Annotated in this window: 14 protein-coding genes; 3 read left to right on the forward strand and 11 right to left on the reverse strand. The window is 37.3% G+C overall.

All coding sequences use genetic code 11. The features are described 5' to 3' along the window. Positions 1 to 167: 167 nt before the first annotated feature. From CUC15_RS17845 to CUC15_RS17875, 7 genes are all read right to left on the reverse strand, one after another. Entirely contained in the window at positions 168 to 1,562 is a 1,395-nt protein-coding gene (locus tag CUC15_RS17845) for an L-cystine transporter (RefSeq protein ID WP_114917966.1), read from the reverse strand. A gap of 235 nt (positions 1,563 to 1,797) precedes the next feature. After that, entirely contained in the window at positions 1,798 to 2,238 is a 441-nt protein-coding gene (locus CUC15_RS17850; RefSeq protein ID WP_114917967.1) for an OsmC family protein, read from the reverse strand. Between the two features lie 37 nt (positions 2,239 to 2,275). Continuing rightward, positions 2,276 to 3,454, reverse strand: a complete 1,179-nt coding sequence (gene chrA / locus CUC15_RS17855; RefSeq protein ID WP_114917968.1) for a chromate efflux transporter — start codon at positions 3,452 to 3,454, stop codon at positions 2,276 to 2,278. Between the two features lie 370 nt (positions 3,455 to 3,824). Beyond that, a complete protein-coding gene (locus tag CUC15_RS17860; RefSeq protein WP_114917969.1) occupies positions 3,825 to 4,187 on the reverse strand; it encodes a DUF488 domain-containing protein in 363 nt (120 codons plus the stop codon). 205 nt (positions 4,188 to 4,392) lie between these two features. Then, positions 4,393 to 5,178: a TerC family protein gene (locus CUC15_RS17865; RefSeq protein WP_114917970.1), complete on the reverse strand. Its 786-nt coding sequence runs from the start codon at positions 5,176 to 5,178 to the stop codon at positions 4,393 to 4,395. A gap of 385 nt (positions 5,179 to 5,563) precedes the next feature. Further along, positions 5,564 to 6,352, reverse strand: coding sequence for a TerC family protein (locus CUC15_RS17870; protein ID WP_114917971.1), 789 nt, complete (start codon positions 6,350 to 6,352; stop codon positions 5,564 to 5,566). A 310-nt stretch (positions 6,353 to 6,662) separates the two neighbouring features. Further along, positions 6,663 to 8,399, reverse strand: a complete 1,737-nt coding sequence (locus CUC15_RS17875; RefSeq protein ID WP_114917972.1) for a phospho-sugar mutase — start codon at positions 8,397 to 8,399, stop codon at positions 6,663 to 6,665. A gap of 188 nt (positions 8,400 to 8,587) precedes the next feature. On the opposite strand from CUC15_RS17875, the gene CUC15_RS17880 reads away from it, so the two are divergent. After that, entirely contained in the window at positions 8,588 to 9,682 is a 1,095-nt protein-coding gene (locus CUC15_RS17880; protein WP_114917973.1) for an AI-2E family transporter, read from the forward strand. A 222-nt stretch (positions 9,683 to 9,904) separates the two neighbouring features. Here CUC15_RS17880 and CUC15_RS17885 read toward each other — a convergent pair whose 3' ends face one another. After that, positions 9,905 to 10,741 (reverse strand): GNAT family N-acetyltransferase, encoded by an 837-nt coding sequence (locus tag CUC15_RS17885; protein WP_114917974.1) that lies wholly within the window; start codon positions 10,739 to 10,741, stop codon positions 9,905 to 9,907. 529 nt (positions 10,742 to 11,270) lie between these two features. Between CUC15_RS17885 and CUC15_RS17890 the strand changes: the two genes are divergently transcribed. Beyond that, positions 11,271 to 11,450 (forward strand): SE1832 family protein, encoded by a 180-nt coding sequence (locus CUC15_RS17890; protein WP_114917975.1) that lies wholly within the window; start codon positions 11,271 to 11,273, stop codon positions 11,448 to 11,450. 96 nt (positions 11,451 to 11,546) lie between these two features. On the opposite strand, the gene CUC15_RS17895 is transcribed toward CUC15_RS17890, so the two are convergent. Both CUC15_RS17895 and CUC15_RS17900 read right to left on the reverse strand, forming a co-directional pair. Continuing rightward, a complete protein-coding gene (locus tag CUC15_RS17895) occupies positions 11,547 to 13,400 on the reverse strand; it encodes a cation:proton antiporter (RefSeq protein WP_114917976.1) in 1,854 nt (617 codons plus the stop codon). A gap of 219 nt (positions 13,401 to 13,619) precedes the next feature. After that, positions 13,620 to 14,636, reverse strand: coding sequence for a DUF1646 family protein (locus CUC15_RS17900; protein ID WP_114917977.1), 1,017 nt, complete (start codon positions 14,634 to 14,636; stop codon positions 13,620 to 13,622). A 529-nt stretch (positions 14,637 to 15,165) separates the two neighbouring features. On the opposite strand from CUC15_RS17900, the gene recQ reads away from it, so the two are divergent. Continuing rightward, a complete protein-coding gene (gene recQ / locus CUC15_RS17910) occupies positions 15,166 to 17,310 on the forward strand; it encodes a DNA helicase RecQ (protein WP_114917979.1) in 2,145 nt (714 codons plus the stop codon). 102 nt (positions 17,311 to 17,412) lie between these two features. Here recQ and CUC15_RS17915 read toward each other — a convergent pair whose 3' ends face one another. Beyond that, on the reverse strand, positions 17,413 to 18,648 hold the full coding sequence (locus tag CUC15_RS17915) for an erythromycin esterase family protein (protein WP_114917980.1): 1,236 nt from the start codon (positions 18,646 to 18,648) through the stop codon (positions 17,413 to 17,415). Positions 18,649 to 18,803 lie beyond the last annotated feature (155 nt).

Consider the following 18,803-nt stretch of genomic DNA (forward strand, 5'->3'; position numbering starts at 1 on the left):
AATTTAGGTTGAGGTTGGGCATTTAGGACAGTAGCATTATGGGTAGTGGGATGTAGCTCTTTTCACTTTGGAGCGATTATCCTAATGGAGCAACCCTTCAATTAGATGCAGCAATTCAAAAAGCAGCCATTCTAAACTTTAAAGAATGGCTGCTCTTTGAACTATAATTAAACTGAAGTAGCGTCTACTACTGCCGAATTATCATTGAATTTCTTAATATTTAATTTACCCAAAATGCGAGATGTTAATGTTCCAGAAAGCATGCTGCCACTAACGTTAAGTGCTGTGCGTCCCATGTCGATTAACGGCTCAACAGAGATAAGTAATCCTGCCAGACCAACTGGAAGACCCATTGATGAGAGGACGATGATCGCCGCAAAGGTTGCTCCACCACCAACACCCGCAACACCGAATGAACTTACTCCAATTATAAGAACGAGTTGAATGATAAATTCAAATGACAACGGGTTGATTCCTATAGTAGGAGCAATCATTACTGCCAACATTGCTGGATACACACCTGCACATCCATTTTGTCCCATCGTTGCACCAAATGATGCAGAAATATTCGCTACACTGTCATCAACTCCAAGTGCATCTTTTTGCCCTTTAATATTCAATGGTATTGTACCTGCACTTGAACGTGACGTGAACGCAAACCCTAGAACAGGGAAAGCTTTCTTTAAGAAAGTAAACGGCTTGAGTCCAAACAATCCAACAATAATTAAGTGCAGGATGAACATGACAATTAGTGCTAGATAGTTTGCAAGAACAAATTTACCAAGTTCGATTATTCCAGTAAAACTTGTACCTGCTACCATATTTGTCATCAATGCCAGTACACCAAATGGGGTTAGACGTAGAATAAGTGTTACGATTCGCATGACAACTGTATAGACCGAGTTCACGATTTTCACAAACATATCTGCTTGTTCAGGTTTCTTCCTTCGTACACCAAGTACTGCTATCCCAACGATGACAGAGAAAATAACGACAGAAATAACCGAAGTTGGACGTCCACCAGTCATATCCAAGAAAATATTATTTGGGATAAATTCTAATATTCTTTGTGGCGTTGTTTGATCCTCTATTTCTGCGTAGCGTGCCTCTAATGATGCTGCACGTTCCGTTTCTGCATCCCCTACTTCAATCTGTTCTGCGTTTAAATCAAATACTAACGCGGAACCAATTCCGACTAATGCCGCAACCATCGTTGTCGAAATTAGAATTCCGATAATCCAGCCAGCCATTTTTCCAAGTTCTTTTGTCTTTTCTAGATTTATAATCGATCGGATAATTGAAACCATTACAAGTGGCACAACGATTACCATTAGTAAACGAACATATCCGCTTCCGACAATACTAAACCATTCCGAGGTTACTGTTAATACATTCGATCCTTCCCCGTATATTGCTTGTAAAATAATTCCAAACAGGATTCCAAGTCCCATACCTGTAAATACTCGCTTTGAAAAAGAAACATGTTTCTTTTGCATATAAATTAATAAGCCGATGATTGCAAGCAATACGACAATATTTATCAAAATAAATAAAGCTTCCATTTTCTTTACCTCCTGTTATTTCTGAAACGAGAGCTCTAGTCACTCCATCGTAACGTTTCACCCTAGTTGCACTTAAGCAGTAGTAACCTTCCTATCTCTAAAAAAAGATTATTCCTATGATTTTAATACGGATTAAACTATACATGGGTTTATAAATATATTCAAGTATTATTTTATCAACTCAAATGTTCTCACCACACAAAAAAACAAATACAGGATTAACTGTACTTGTTTTTTAACTAATGGATGGTTCCAGTTCAAGCTCAACATTTCCTTGAATCGCTCGTGAAATCATGCAGCTTTTCTCTGCTTTTTCTACAAGTTTAGTTAACTTGCGCCGGTCCTCTTCACTCGCTTCCGCCTTCAATGATACGGTTGGTCGATGGATGATTTTTTTGTATGTAAAAACGCCTTTCGTTACATCGACAATTCCTTCTGATTCAAGTGACATCTCATCAAGCGGTAGTTTTGCACGTTCGATCATTGCTGCTAGTGTAATAATATAGCAAGTTGCCGCAGCACCTAATAACATTTCATCAGGATTTGTCCCAATTCCAGGTCCATCCATTTCCGTTGGTATAGAAATCTTCGTTTGTAAATTCCCTGCTTCAATGTATCCTTCACTATTGCGTCCGCCTGGCCAATCTGCCTTTAAATGAAAATGATGCTCTGCCATGTAATCACCTCTTTTATTATTGTACTGGATTCCTCCATTAAACAAAAATAAAATGGATTACCTCGCCGAGAATAACACCGACAATTACGACCATCCATGCAGGTCTTCTCCAAAAATGTAAGAGAGAAAACAAGACTATAGCCAAAGCAAAATCTGCTCCACTAGCAATCGCACTAATAAACACCGGATCATAAAATGCCGCTAATAGAATTCCAACAACACTCGCATTTACACCAGTTAACACACCTTGGAATCTCGGTCGCTTTCTTAATGCATTTAAAAATGGCAGTGCACCAATGATTAATAAAAAGGATGGCAAAAACATCGCAATTGTCGCGATAATTCCACCAACTGTTCCACTTATCATCGTTCCTAAATAGCTTGCAAGGGTAAACATTGGCCCTGGAACGGCTTGAGCCATCGCATATCCTGCAAGGAATTCCCCACTCGTCACCAAGCCATTTGGTACTACTTCTTGTTCGAGTAAGGGCAGGACGACATGTCCACCACCGAATACGATAGTACCAATCCGGAAGAAAATATCAAAAATTGTAATATAACTATTGGTTACTACGTTTGCAAGAATTGGTAAACCAATTAATAAAAGCCCTAAAATGGATAGAGCTGCTAGCCCCTGTGTTTTCGTGATTGCCAGTGAAAAAGGGCGCACATTGGTCTCTGCCTGCTTTGAGAACAAATAAAATCCAATAATTGCAGCAGCAATAATTACTAGTATTTGTACGAATGCAGACGGAAAAAGTAACATGATAAGTGCTGCACCAAGCGCTATGGCAATTCTCGGTTTATCCGGCGTCAGGCTCTTACCCATGCCTAATATTGCGTGAGCAACAACTGCAACCGCAACAATTTTCAAGCTTGCAATCCATGTCGCATTACCAAGTGTAAAAGACTGAAATGCTAGCGCAAATAAGACAAGCACTATAACGGAAGGCAGTGTGAAACCTAGCCAAGAAACAATACCACCTAATAATCCCCTACGCAGCATACCAATTGCTATACCTACCTGACTACTCGCTGGTCCCGGCAAGAACTGGCATAAAGCAATAATATCCGCATACATTTTGTCATCTAGCCACTTTCGTTTATCTACATATTCATCTTTAAAATAGCCCAAGTGCGCTGTGGGCCCTCCGAATGATGTTAATCCTAGTTTTAGTGAGGCACTTAGAACCTCTAATAATGAATGCTTCTTCATCGTTTCCTCCATTTAATCCTTTAAACTGGTAATTGATTAATCGTTGCTGATAGTTTTAAATTACCATATTACATGTTTAAAATGCCGGATTTTACATATATTTAACATATTGGATTTAAGAAAGGAGATTGTTCTATTCATCAACCCATCACTTCAGAAGAAAGTTTTAGATGGCAAAAGGAAATGAGTTTAATCATAGCAGTTAGCTTTTTTTAATGGAAAGCAAAGGACGCGGAAGGACGCGGAAACACGCTTCTTTACTTCTTTATAACACAATATACGAGCACAGCTGGCTGTGATGATTTCTACAAATACAGCATCAACTATTGCTGCGTCAAATAATAGTAACAGCAATTAAGACGAAACTAGTTTAGCGTTCATCTTTTAGTATCTCTTGTAAAATTACCGCTTGATTATTTTCCTCATCTTTTGCGGCAAATAGTAATGTTACGATTGTATGCTCATCCACAATATCTCTTAGCTTTTCGAGTTCTTCCAGTTGTTCACCATTTCTTAACTGTTCTTCTTTATAGCGCTTTTTGAAAGTAGAAAAATTCATTTTATCCTGATGGAAAGATTTTCTTAATTCTGATGCTGGACCAATGTTTTTTAACCAGTAGTCAAGCCTTGCATCCTTCTTCGATATTCCCCTTGGCCATAAACGATCAACAAGTACGCGAACACCATCATCCCCACTTGCAGCTTCATAGATTCGCTTTATTTTAATTGACATATTGGAGTACTCCTCTAATTTTACTTTAATTAGTATTAAAAGATGCTCGCTTCTACAATGAGAGCGAGCATCTTTATTTTTTCCCATATATTAATATAGCTATAAACTACAATTTACAGAATGTCCAAGGACCCTGTAATCAGCATCGCTATTCCAAATATACATATATATCAATAGCTCCGATCAATTTGAAATGATTCCTCGCCTATTGACTTTCTTCTTTTTTAGGACCGGATGAGAACCAGCCGACTAATGCGATTAATACTAATACACCATAGAAGATTAACTGCCAAACTGTTGAGTGTGGGAAATCATGTGGAATCCAAGCGATTGCTGGATGTGCCATTACCATGACCGCAAGCTTCACACCAACCCAACCTACAATAACGAAGGCTGCGATTTCTAAGTTTGGACGTTTATGAAGTATATCAACAAAGATATTTGCCGCAAATCGCATAATAATGATCCCGATCATTCCGCCGGCAAAGACAACAGCAAATTGTGCTGTATCAAGACTACCAACTGTACCTAAACCACTTGGTGGAAGTGCTAATGCTAATGCAACAGCAGCAAGAATTGAATCTACTGCAAAGGCTAAATCGGCAAATTCTACCTTGGCAACCGTCCACCAGAATTCCTTTGGTGTCGCTTCCTTTATATCTTCTTCCCTGATTACAGGCTCTGCTTCTTCCTTCCCGCTTCTTGATTTGAAACGATCGTAAAGGTTCTTAATCGACATGAATAATAAGTATGCCGCTCCCAATGCCTGAACCTGCCATACATCAACGAGGAAGGAGATAACGAATAATGATCCGAATCGTAAAACAAATGCTCCCGCAAGTCCATAAAACAACGCTCTTTTTCTTTGTTTTTCGGGAAGATGTCTTACCATAATTGCTAATACTAAAGCATTATCTGCTGCTAGTAACCCCTCAAGACCTACTAGTACAACTAATACCCATAAATACTCTAAAATCAGTTCTGCTCCCATTTTTTCTCTCCTTAGTTAGTAAACTTGGCTTTAATAAGCCTCTTCTTCCACAACCTTAGTTGTACTTTTGTAGTTAAATTCCCTATCTACAAAAAAATAGTCTTACCCACATTACAGGTAAGACCACAAAAAGAGACCTTTACCTGTAATGGTAAAGGTCTCGCTAACAACGCACGTTGCCAATTAAGCCGGAGATATTCTCTCGTAATGACGACATTAATTGTACAGCTACTCCCCTTTAGGAAATATTATGTTACTTTTATTTAAACAGGATTAGCTGGCGATGTCAACTAGATATTTTACCAAAATGTATTTTTAGTATCCCCAGTTTTAAAAAAATAAGCAACCACTTTCGTTAAAGTGGTTGCTTATTTTAGAGTTAAACCTAGTTTTCTTCTGTTTTAGGATTAGATGAAAACCAACCTATTAATGCAATTAATAATAATACACCATAGAAAATAACTTGCCAGATTGTGGAGTGCGGAAATGCTTCAGGGATCCAGCCAATTGCCGGATGCGCAATAACCATAACAGCAAGCTTCACACCGACCCAGCCAACGATAACGAAGGCTGCGATTTCTAAATTTGGTCGTTTTTGAAGAAGGCCTACAAACAGATTGGCTGCAAAACGCATAATGACTACACCAATCATACCTCCTGCAAATACAACGAAAAATTGTCCTGCATCAAGGCTTCCAATTGTACCGAGATTTGTTACCGGGAGTGTAATTGCTAATGCAACTGCAGCTAGAATTGAATCTACTGCAAAAGCTAAATCAGCAAACTCGACCTTTACTACAGTCCACCAAAATTGTTTTTTTGAAACCTCTGGTACATTTTTCTCTCTAATTGCTGATTTTACTTCTTCCTTTTCAATCTCTGGTTTTGTTCTAAACCGCTCTATCAAGTTTCTAATTGACATAAAGAGTAGATATAGAGCTCCTAGTGCCTGCACTTGCCACACATCCACGAGGAAGGAAATAATAAATAATGAACCAAACCTTAAGACCAATGCCCCTGCTAGTCCATAGAATAAAGCCTTTTTACGTTGACTTTCCGGAAGATGCTTGACCATAATTGCTAGAACAACAGCATTATCGGCGGCAAGCAATCCCTCTAGGCAAATTAAAACAACTAATACTCCTAAATATGCAATGATTAATTCTGATCCCATGCTCTCTCTCCTTAATTATGTTGATATTAGGTTAGGATCAAATAGAAAGAACCCCCACCTTTTTTCTGGTAAAGGTCTTGCAAACAACGTTTGTTGCCACTCTAAACCGGAGATAATCTCTCGTGCTGACGATTTAAAATGTATAGCTACTCCCCTTTTTTTAAGATTATACTCTTATTATTTATAGAAGTTAAGCAGATTATCCATAAACGGGACTTAATTCAGTCTATTCCTCTTTTGTCTGAATTTAAACAAGCAACCATCCTTAGGCAAAGAATGGTTGCTTCTATTTTTTCTCATATATAAATGTCTACTGACTGATGATTCCAGCGATAATTCCTTCCATCTTTTCTTGTAAAGCAGCTAATTTTTGTTTGCTTGCTTCCCTACTATTTCCACAAACACCGAAATAGCATTTAATTTTCGGCTCTGTACCAGATGGACGCAGACAAACCCAAGCATTTTGTTCGAGTTTGAATTTCATCATATTTTCTCTAGGCAAATTGATTTGCTCTACCTTATTATCCTTCATAGAAGCTCGTTCGCCCGTTAAGTAGTTTTCCACTTTTTCAACCTTTAATCCTGCAATTTCCTTTAATGGTTGTTCACGAATGGTTTCCATAATCTTTGTTATTTGCTGCCCGCCTTCTTTCCCTTTTAGAGTCAACGATGACAAGCCTTCCAAATAATAACCATGCTTTACATATAAATCATCTAAAGCATCGAGTAATGTTTTCCCTTGCTGCTTCCAATAATTCGCCATTTCAGTTGTCATGACTGCTGCTTGAATGGCATCTTTTTCACGGACAAAGCTGCTTATTAAGTAACCATAGCTTTCTTCAAAGCCAAAGACAAAGGTTTCGCCAGTTGCAGCAAATTGATGAATCTTCTCACCAATATATTTAAAACCAGTTAAGGTATCAATTGTCTCCACTTTGTAAGAATTAGCTATCTCTCTTCCTAATTCTGTTGTAACAATGGTCTTAATCATTCTTGCATTTGGATAGATGACTGGATCATTACGTTTAAGAATATAGTCTAAGAGCAGGGAACCTAATTGATTTCCAGTTAATACTTGATATTCATTGTCCTTTGTCAATACAGCGACACCTAATCTATCTGCATCAGGATCGGTGCCAAGTAATATATCTGCGTTTACTTGTTTTCCTAGAACTAATGCCTGACTGAAAGCTTGATGTTCTTCGGGATTGGGTGATTCTACAGTAGAAAAGGCTGGATCTGGTATTGCCTGCTCCTTAACGATATGAACATTCGGAAAATTAAGCTGCGCTAATCCTTTTGTGACAAGATCTAGTCCTGTTCCATGTAATGGTGTATAAACAATTGATAACTCTTTTTCCTTATTCAATATTACTGGATCCATGCGAGTAATTTGCGCTAATCGCTCTAAATACGCATTGTCAATTTCTTTTCCTACCCATGTTAATAATCGCCTTGCAGCTAATTGCTCTAGCTCTAAATATGGCACAGATAGTTCATCAGCTGTTTCTTTAATAGAAGCGATGATCTTTTCTGCTTCTTCTAAAATAATCTGACCACCTGTCTCATTGTATACCTTGAATCCGTTGTATTCTGGTGGGTTATGACTCGCAGTAATCATAATCCCTGCCGTACTTCCCAAATATCGTACTGCAAATGATAGTATTGGTGTAGGTCTAATCGATTCAAATACATGTGTATGAATCCCGTAATAACCCAATACCTTTGCTGCTTCAACCGCGAATTCCTTTGACATATATCGAGAATCATATGCAATCACTACGCCACGGTCTTTCACATTCACACGATTAGCCAGCAAATAGTTCGCTAACCCATTTACCGCTTTTCTCACTGTATAAATATTCATCCGATTAATGCCCGGCCCTAATATGCCTCGCATTCCACCAGTTCCAAATGTTAATTCTTTATAGAAAGCATCTTCTAATGCTTGATTGCTATTCTTCAAATCATCTAATCTTGCTTTGAGTGATACATCAAGATTTTGAAACGTATTCCACTTTTGATAGGCCTGCTCCCAGCTGTTCATCAAATTCTAATCCTCCATGTTCTATGTATGTTCAAATAGTAGCATATTATGATAGAGTATTCTATACTTTATGTTTGCAGCAATCGCTATTTGGAAAGAATAATAGTAATACAGGGAACCATACTTCCTATTATTAGATTTTAAGGGTAAAATAGTGATATAGATTATTTTCGGAAAGTGGTGATGTGGTGATTAACAAACGATGGTTTAGGGTATTACTTTTCTTAATTATGTTCTTTCTATTAATTCTATTAATGAATGCTACTAAGTTCGTATTTGTACCATTTATACAATATTTGGGAGCTGTTGCATTCCCAATTATAGGTGCAGGTATTCTTTATTACTTAACAAAGCCATTGATGCACTTTTTAGAAAAGCGAAAGGTTCATCGCATCGTCTCTATTATCATTATATTTATAACAATAATCGTTGTTGCAGCTCTATTCTTGCTGTTCATTTGGCCTATTGCTCGAGACCAATCAATTAATCTATTTGAAAGCATCCCAACGATGATCGTTGCTGTAGAGAATTTCATCGATTATTGGCAAGAACATTATACACTTATTCCAGACGCAGTGCTTGATCCAATTATAAGCTTTACCGATGAATTACCAACCCATATTGAAACGGTAGTAAACTACTTGTTCGGATTTATTGGTGGATTTATCGGTCAAGTAATCAGTATTGCGGCAGGATTAGTATTAATTCCATTCTTCCTATTCTTTATGTTAAAGGATGGGGATAAATTGGTACCGTTTATAACACATATTTTTAAAAAGAAAAAAGCAGATAATATCCGAAGTTTATTAGGTAAATTGGATGCGGTATTAGGCTCTTTTATCCAGGGACAGCTTATTGTTAGCTTCGTTGTCGGAGTTCTGTTATTAATTGGTTACCTCATTATTGGTCTTGATTATGCAGTAGCACTTGCATTGTTCGGTATGGTAACCAATGTCATTCCATACCTAGGACCTTTTCTCGCCGTTACGCCAGCACTGATTGTTGGAGGAATTCAGGATCCATATAATCTCATCTGGGTTTCAATCATTATGATTGTTGCTCAGCAATTCGAAAGTAATATCGTTTCACCAAACGTAATGGGACAAGCATTAAACTTGCACCCCTTAACGATTATTACCGTCATTTTGGCTGCAGGAAGTATTGCCGGCTTCATAGGGATCGTCTTTGCCGTACCAGCATACGCGGTTATTCGAACAATCATTGTCCATTTTTATGACACCTACGTGGACTCAAAGAAAAATAAAGAAGATGCATTGATTTAGAAGAACAAAAGTTCTAGCGCCCGTTTGAGCTGTATACGGACTGCGCCCCGCAGTTTGGGGTGGTTCGACGGGTTCGAACATTACTTCGTAGGAGATAAAGGAAACATGCCCCTGCACTTTAGGGGTATGCCAACGTTGGCGAAGCTGCCTTTAGTCGGCCTTCCTTACGTGGGAACAAAAGCAAGGGATTGGACCACTGCCATTCCCTTGCTTTATTTTTATTTAATTAAATCGATAAACAACGGATGTGCCAACTTCTTTGTAGCCTATTTTTTGATAAATGCTATTTGAAGTTGGATTGGCACGATCGGTGTACAAGCTGCAAAATTGGAAGCCATCATCTAACAACTTCAGACTCAGAGCAGCCACAGCATTTGTCGCATAGCCATTTCGCTTAAACTTATCTGGTGTGAAAACTGCATTTACAGTCGCACCATTCTTCGTTTGTCTAGACTTATTAACCATGGATACCGCTTGTTCCTCCACTTTCCATAGATAAATCGATTGATTTTCCAGAAAAATGCGTGCCATTTGTGATGCCTTTTGTTCGGAGACTACCTCATTTGCCTCGATTCCAAATTGCATTATCCAGCTCTTAATAAGCGAATAGTCCGCTTCATTCGCGTGGATTAATTGTCCATTATTATTTAAGCCTATCTTTACTTCATCTAATTGATAGATTAATTGATTCATATGGAGTTTGGCTTTCTGTTCACTTAAGTTCTCATATGCATTAATAAAGCTTTTCACACATGAATCTGGTCCAATTACTCCAGGAACTTCTAATTCATTATCATAGATAAAGTTAGCAACCTCTTTCAAAACAAGTTTCTCCACATTTTCTACGTCTGCTAGTATCCAATTGCTTGGAGGTGTTTGCATGAATGCATAGATCACTTTTCCATCGCTTTCTACATAACCTAGATTACTAGCTGTTAGGCCCTCTTGCAGGTTTCCAAGCAGTCCTAGAATCAAGTTATTACAAGCCTCTTTTTCAAGCAGCAAGGACTCTACCTTGTTAATATAATCTGTAACGGATGTTGCGAATGAAACCTTCATACTACGATTCCTCCTTTTTACTAGTTCATTTTGTAGGGTTTGTTACTATTTAGATAAAGTACGATCTACTCTAATATGCTAAGGTCTCTCAGACCAGTCGCTCCAGAAATACACTGCGCTCACCTTAGGGGAGCTGGTGAGCCTTCTTGCGCTTTCGAACTTCTAAGTCTCACCTAGGCTCTTCTTCCCGCAGAAGTCTCCGTGTATTTCTTCCTCTGGGGATAGAACTAAATCTAGAACCTAAGAATTACTTACCCACTAACTATCGTCGTTTATTTTAGCGAAGGAATAGAGCCTCTTATGAATAGCAACGACTGTCCAGACCTGAAATCACAATTTTCACTAGTTCGCAGTTTATATCAGCTACTCAGTATCTTCCATTACTAATAAAAAACAACAAATCCTTTCTGTGGGACAAGTAATCGCAGACCAAACTTTTTAGAAAATAGCCTTTTTTTATAATAGTAGCGAATTTTCTTGTGATGTAAAGCTATTTTCACTAAACTAGAGTTAGAGGGGGGATTTATCGATGGGAAAAAAGGAATTACAAGCAAAGCTTGATGAATTAAAATCAGATTACGTTCGCATTCAGAGTGATATGGATAAATTAGAATATGTGCGTGGGAGAGTTTCCTCCGCTGAACAGCAATTAATTCGCTTAGAACAGGAAATAGCGGAAGTGAACCGGCAATTAGAGGAAAAGGAGTGACGCTAATACTAGCGCCACTCCTTCTTTATTTACAGTCGTTTTCTGCTCTGTTAAGTGATGAATAATAATCACAGTTATTAAATATGCTTTATTGAATTAATTTTGATTAATATCACGAATACTTTCTATTTTTGCTTGAATCTTTTCTTTTTCCTTTGTCGGTGGCGTCAGGCTGATAATCTTATCCCCCGTTGACGGCACCGTACGCATTTCCTCTGAATAAAATTTCAGTTGACCAGACGGTTTAATTAAATAAAGGAAAACAGTCGAGTCATCTTTTTCAGCTACATATTGTTCATAACTAAATTGCTCTGTAAGCGTAGTTTGCCTAAATACATAGCCATCGTCAAGTTTTTCCAGCAAATCATCTAAATTAAATTTCTTATCAAACAGAATTCTTCCACCGACTTTAGATACAACTCCACTTGAGTATCCATTACCATATTCTGTATATGGACTGATTTTAAAGACATTCGTCCGACCATACTCTGGTACGAAGGTTGTACAAACCAATGAGTTATAAGCAGAATCATCTGTAATCGTTAGTATATAATCATATGGAATCGTATCTAAAATATGTTCCGTTTGTTCCGATAGCATATCACCATAATAGAAGGAAACACCCTCTTTACGTGCGAGACTTAGACTTTCCCAATTGGAATCAACGATAATAACGGGGATGTCTGCCTTCATTAATGACTTTGACAATTCAACGGTAAATTTATTACTGCCAATTAACAACGCTCCAGGATGCCCTTGTGAAGACAAACCAAGCTTTTTCGCTAGCCAGCCAATAGAAAAACCATGAGCAACAACCGTAAAGATGACGAGTGCAAAGGTTAAAGCGGTTAGAATCTCTGCATCCTGATATCCAGCATTAAGCAAAATCGTCGCAAAATAGCTGGATACCGTTAAGGCGACAATCCCTCTCGGGGCAATCCAGCCAACTAACGTTTTCTCATTTAGAGATAATCCGGTCCCAATGGTCGATAAGAATATCGATAATGGGCGAACAACAATCATCATTAACACAACATAGCCGATAATATTTGGGCTAAATATTTGTAACAATGTTTCTCTCTCAAGCGAGGCTGTCAACATGATAAAGATAGTGGAAGTAAGCAATACAGTAATATTTTCTTTGAAATGACGCATATCAGAAATGGAGCTAATTCCCATATTTGCAAGTGTAATACCCATCGCTGTTACAGAAAGAAGTCCTGTTTCATGCATGACAATATCTGCTATCGTAAAGCAGAAGATAACAACAACTACGACAACGGGAGATTTTAGAAACTCTGGAACATGTCCCTCTTCGAACATCCAACCTAGTCCTCTACCAAAGGCCCAACCTAATACTACTGCAAAAACAGAAGCCGCAAAGAACAATAGGAGATGTGTTATATCTGGAATAACTCCAGTTAAAAATTCAATAACCTTAAAAGCAAAGACAGCAAGTAATGCACCAAATGGGTCAACAATGATCCCTTCCCACTTAAGGATTTTCGCTGGTCTTGGATTTAACTTTGCTTGGCGAAGTAACGGCATAATAACGGTAGGACCCGTCACGATAAACAATCCACCGATAACAAAGGATACAGCCCATGATAATCCTGCAATATAATGAGCGGTTAATGAACCTAGAATCCACGCAATAAACGCACCGAGTGTCGAAATTCTAAAAATCGGTTTACTAATATCACGGAGCTCTTTAAAATTTAAATTTAAGCTACCTTCAAATAGAATAATTGCTACAGCAACTGAAATAATCGGGCTATATAAATCACCAAAGCCCTCTTCAGGATTGATTATTCCAAAAATTGGACCGACTAATAATCCCGTTATCGACATAACGACAATTGCTGGCAGACGATAACGCCATGCAATCCATTGTGATCCAATACCTAAAACACCAATTAACATAATTTCAAATAGTTCTAAAGGGAACATCCCATACCTCCAACTTCAAATTATATATAGACATTTTATAGGTGAATGAAAGGAATGTAAATTAATAGAGTAAAGAAATAAAAAAAACATTGGCTCCGATTGATATTTCTCAATTGAAGCCAATTTTTTCTATAAATATATGCGAGTCTTGTTAGATAAGCCATGTCTAGCGTAAATTCGAAACTTCCCGTGCCACGACAAGCTGATTCTTTCTAATCGTTAACTAACTAAGATAAGGTAAGCATAGAAGATTACCATTGACACTAGACCAATTGGAACACCATATTTGGCCCATTCTTTACTCGTAATTCCTAATTTATTTGCCGAAATAATATTTGGGATGTTTCCTGGAATCAACATTCCACCACTAATAATCAACCCTAGTAATAAGAAACGAATCGTTTCTGGGTCCATTGCTGGGCTTATTTCTGCAGCAGCTAATGTTGCATTATCAAGAACAGCTGAAATCATATTTATCCAATATAGAACAGATGGACTTAAGTCAAGCAGGTAAAGATTAACTAATGTCTCGTAACCAGCACCGAGTAATGTTAGACCCATTACGAATAAGTAAATGTTGATCGAGCGGATAATAATTTCCTTATAACTCTCTGCACTATTATCTCCAGTGGCTTTTTCAGTATCTTGATTCGGTTTCAAGAAGAAAAATGCAAAAACTCCTATAATCACAACAGCAACAATCACTTCAATACCAATTAAATCAAATAGATAGAAGAATTCTTCATTTAATTTACTCGTTGTAATTGTTGATAAAGGTTCTCCAAGTGGGGTTAAGACAGCACCTAAGCCAATGGAGAAACATGCTAATATTACTGCTTGAATTTGTGTTTTTCGATCAAGCTTTAAAATACTTACGATTGCCACTAATACAATCGCTGCAACAATCGCTGTAATAACACTGGAAATAAGACCTAGAACAACGATTACAATTGCTAAAAACAGACGCATATTCATTGCCTGACTTATTTTCAAAATTCCTTTTTCAATCGGATTTTTTAACCATTTAAATAATAAACCAGCAATTAATACTGCAAGTGTAATATTAATCGGATCCTTTAAGGCATGAGTAAATAGTTCCCAGTTTAGCACACCAGCTACAATCGCTGATAGTAGACCCATCACAAATAAAAATACTTCTAAATTTTGTTCAACAGGCCTAACAAAGAACGGTAAAAACAATACAAGTAACAAAATAATAATTAATCCAACTGTCATAAATGTAGCCCCCAACCTTTTATGTACTTTTTTTTCTTAAGTTTATTGCCGGCTAAAAAAATAGAATAATAAGTCAATTCCACCTTTTAACTCTACCACTTTTTATAGAAAAAGAAAAATTCCACGAAATGTAGTATGCTCGGGTCTTTGATGAATATGAAATACGGATGATTGATTTAAACCTGTGACCTCTAATGATAGCTTAATTAGAATAGCGAAAGCAGCCCTTATACAATTTCTAAGCTTAGCGCCCTCCCTTCTCTTTATCTGAATAGTCGCTATTCTAAAATTAACAAAAAAGAGTCTGTCTACAAAGGACATAATTATCCCTTGTTGACAGACTCCACCAAATCAAACCGTATTTTATTATAAAATAACTATAACATATCCTTATTCAAATTTCTAATAGTTTTTCCTTTTTTCATTTGCATCGTTATATAGCAAGGCAACCTATATATATTTCAATTCAAATTAACCTTTCCAATTATAAATATGGTAGGATAAAATAAGAAAAGGAGGAACAGAAGTGATGTTAGTAAAAGAAGAAAAAATTCTACAAACCTATTTTGGTTATGAAACATTTCGTCCTGGACAGGAAGCTACAATTGAACATATATTACAGTTGAAAAACACACTTGCTGTCATGCCAACTGGGGGAGGTAAATCTTTATGCTACCAAATTCCTGGCTTATCAATGGACGGAACTGCAATTATTATTTCCCCATTAATCTCATTGATGAAAGATCAAGTCGATGCACTAAACTCCTATGGTATTGCCGCTACTTATATTAATAGCTCCCTTACAGCAGGTGAACAGCAAACACGATTACGTGATATTGCTTCTGGTCGTTATAAATTTGTCTATGTTGCACCCGAACGATTTGAATCAGGATCTTTTGTAAACTTAGTAAGAAAAATTCGAATTTCGCTTGTTGCTTTTGATGAAGCACACTGTATTTCTCAATGGGGACATGACTTCAGACCAAGCTATCGTTCAATTGTACCTAATTTGAAGAAGCTGAATAATATTCCTGTGTTCGTTGCTCTTACAGCGACGGCTACAGAGGAAGTAATTAACGATATTAAGGAATTATTGCACATTGAACATGTTGTGAATACAGGATTCGAACGTGATAATCTATCCTTCCACATCGTTAAAGGGAAAGATAAGACAAGCTATATTCGGTCCTTTCTTCAGGAACATCCAAATGAGTCTGGCATCATTTACACAGCGACCCGTAAGCAGGCAGACACATTACATGAACAACTCACTAGAAGAGGGATAAACGTCGCCAAATATCACGCGGGTATGTCAGAAAACGAGCGTAAGCAATCCCAGGCAGCGTTTATCCACGATGAAAGCTCAATCATGATTGCGACGAATGCTTTTGGGATGGGAATCGATAAATCCAATGTAAGGTTTGTCATTCACTATGCCATGCCAATGAATATCGAGTCCTACTATCAAGAGGCTGGCAGAGCAGGAAGAGACGGAGAGCATAGTGATTGTATATTACTTTTTTCTCAGCAGGACGTACAGCTGCAGAAATTCTTAATTGAGCAATCCTTGATGGATGATGCTGCTAAGCAAAATGAGTACCATAAACTACAGGAAATGATTAATTATTGTCATACACATAGTTGTTTATCATCCTTTATTTTGGAATACTTTGATGACAATGTCACGAAAATGACTTGCGGTCGCTGCAGTAACTGTGTGGAACTTAAGGAAAAAGAGGACATCACAGAGGAAGCACAAATGATACTATCCTGTGTCAAACGAATGGGCGAACGTTTCGGTGTTGGGATGACAGCAAAAGTATTAAAAGGTTCTCGGGATAAAAAACTAAAAGAATTCCGATTAGACCAGATCAAGACCTATGGAATTATGTCCGCTTATACAGAAAAAGAGCTAACAGAGCGAATCCACTTCCTTATTGCCGAACGATTGCTTGCAACTGAAGAGGGAAAGTATCCAACATTAAAATTGAACCAAAACTCTGTTGACGTGCTCAAGGGGATGCGTCCAGTTGAAATGTTTACTCTTACCATTCCAACAAGTGATGAAGCAGACTATCAAGAAGATTTATTCTATCAATTGCGCACATTAAGAAAACAAATTGCCGATGATAAAGGTGTTCCACCATATGTATTATTCTCCGATGTCACCTTAAAGGAATTGAGTCGATATTTCCCTGTTACAAAAGAAGACATGCTGGAAATCAAAGGTATTGGCGAAAAGAAATATGAGCAATATGGTGAAGAATTCCTTACGATCATTCAAAATTGGCGTGAAGAGAACCCGAATATAAAACAAAAAATCCGAATTACTGGAGACTCTTCTGCTCCGAGAACAAAGTCCAAAACGGCTGATGATGATCGCCCGAGCCATATTATTTCGTATCAAATGTTCCAATCTGGTAAACAAATCAAAGACATAGCTACGATTCGTGAAATGAAAAAGCAGACAGTTGAAAACCATATTTTCAAAGCATTTCAAGATGGTCATCCAATTGCATGGGGAATCTTTTTTAATGATGAAGAAGAAGCTGCAGTACTAGCAGCACGCGAGCAAATTGAAGAGCCTCAGCTAAAGCCACTGAGGGAAGCATTACCTGAGGGCTATGATTATACGAAAATAAAAGCTGTTTTAGTGAAGAACGGGTTGATGTAAAGAACAGGGAATCCGCCTTAAGGAGTGTAAGTGGCCTTATGGCGGATTTTTTATTGTGATTGTGGGTAGGTTTAGAGCCATTTTCATCCATTCTTAGAAATACTAGATATAATGAGGTGGCGAAACCTCCTTCACAAAAAAAATCCCATCAAATTGCTCTGCTGGTGTTATCAATTTTTGCATCGTTCCATGCTCCAATATTAGCGTTTTTTCAAATATCCACTTATTGAATGGTTGTGATACGACATTTGAGAAATCCAGAAACGAAATCGATGAATCGGTATGATTCATATAATCCTCTAAACTCTTTTTCGGAGGTTTGCCAATTTTATAGACTGTTCGATTAATCAAAGCAGCCTCTCCTTCATACATAAAAAGTCCAATGTAATAGGAGTCATCCATCAACGCTTTGCTTATTAATGACCCCATTGGTCTGTACTTCGTAATTGTTTGGTAATTTTTATAAATATGAGCATTGTGAGCCCAAATGATTATCTTTTCATCGGGATATAATTCATTACAAATCCATTCTAAGTTAGCTGCCATTACTTGATCTCGGAATTTGGAGTAATCTCTTTCGTTATCAGTAAAGTGATTTAAAAAATGGCGTTTATTGTCCAATACTTTCTTAATGAATTTATAGGGCACGTCCAAAGCTTTATTAAAAAAATCCTTTTTAATATCATTCAGTATAAGGTGTAATCGATCTATCTGCTCATTTTGCTCTTTTTGAAATAATTTATATTCTTGTAAAATATCTTTGGGCACTCTTTTTCTTCTTGCTTTATATTTGCCCATACGGTCATACCAATTGGCTGTTTTTTCTTCCATATTTTGTATACTGCTTTTGAATTCCAGCGGGAAATCAATATTTATCTTATCCAAAAAGCTCGTCAACAAACTCTGTTTCGTGGAGGGCTGAAAATCAAAACCTATAAGATTCAACTCCCTGTTATCTTTTATTAACTCAAATAATGGATATGTTTCTTCTGTTTTCCACAATGAAAAAATGGATTTGTCCAATAATTGATCCACTGAAAGTTCATCTTTAACATAGTTAGAGGTATAACATTCCGTCAACCCGCTTTCGAATGCTATCAATTTAAATTCCATTTTATGATAGAGATAGTGAATGACTTTATTTTTAAGCAGGTTATGCTCTCTAATTCCATGTCCATTTTCGCCTAACCAAACGATTCTTTTTTCACTAATCACTTCTTCTAAGAATGAGAAATCTCCCAAATTACTTGTTGCCAAATCATTGATTCCATAAGACTGATCTTTGACCCAATTGGTATAATCGTTATACTTTCTATTGATAAATGGAAAGCTTAACATAGTAACCTCCTGTTAATTAGATGCTGGACTTTCTACGCTACAATGGCTAATGTATCCCCTTTAGTTAATGTCAAGCTTACATTTCTTAAAGCATATTTATCTGTTCCTGGATAGGAGCCTGAGATGTTTTCAAATTCGATAGTTTCTATGTCTTT

The sequence above is a fragment of the Oceanobacillus zhaokaii genome (assembly GCF_003352005.1).
Taxonomy (GTDB): domain Bacteria; phylum Bacillota; class Bacilli; order Bacillales; family Amphibacillaceae; genus Oceanobacillus; species Oceanobacillus zhaokaii.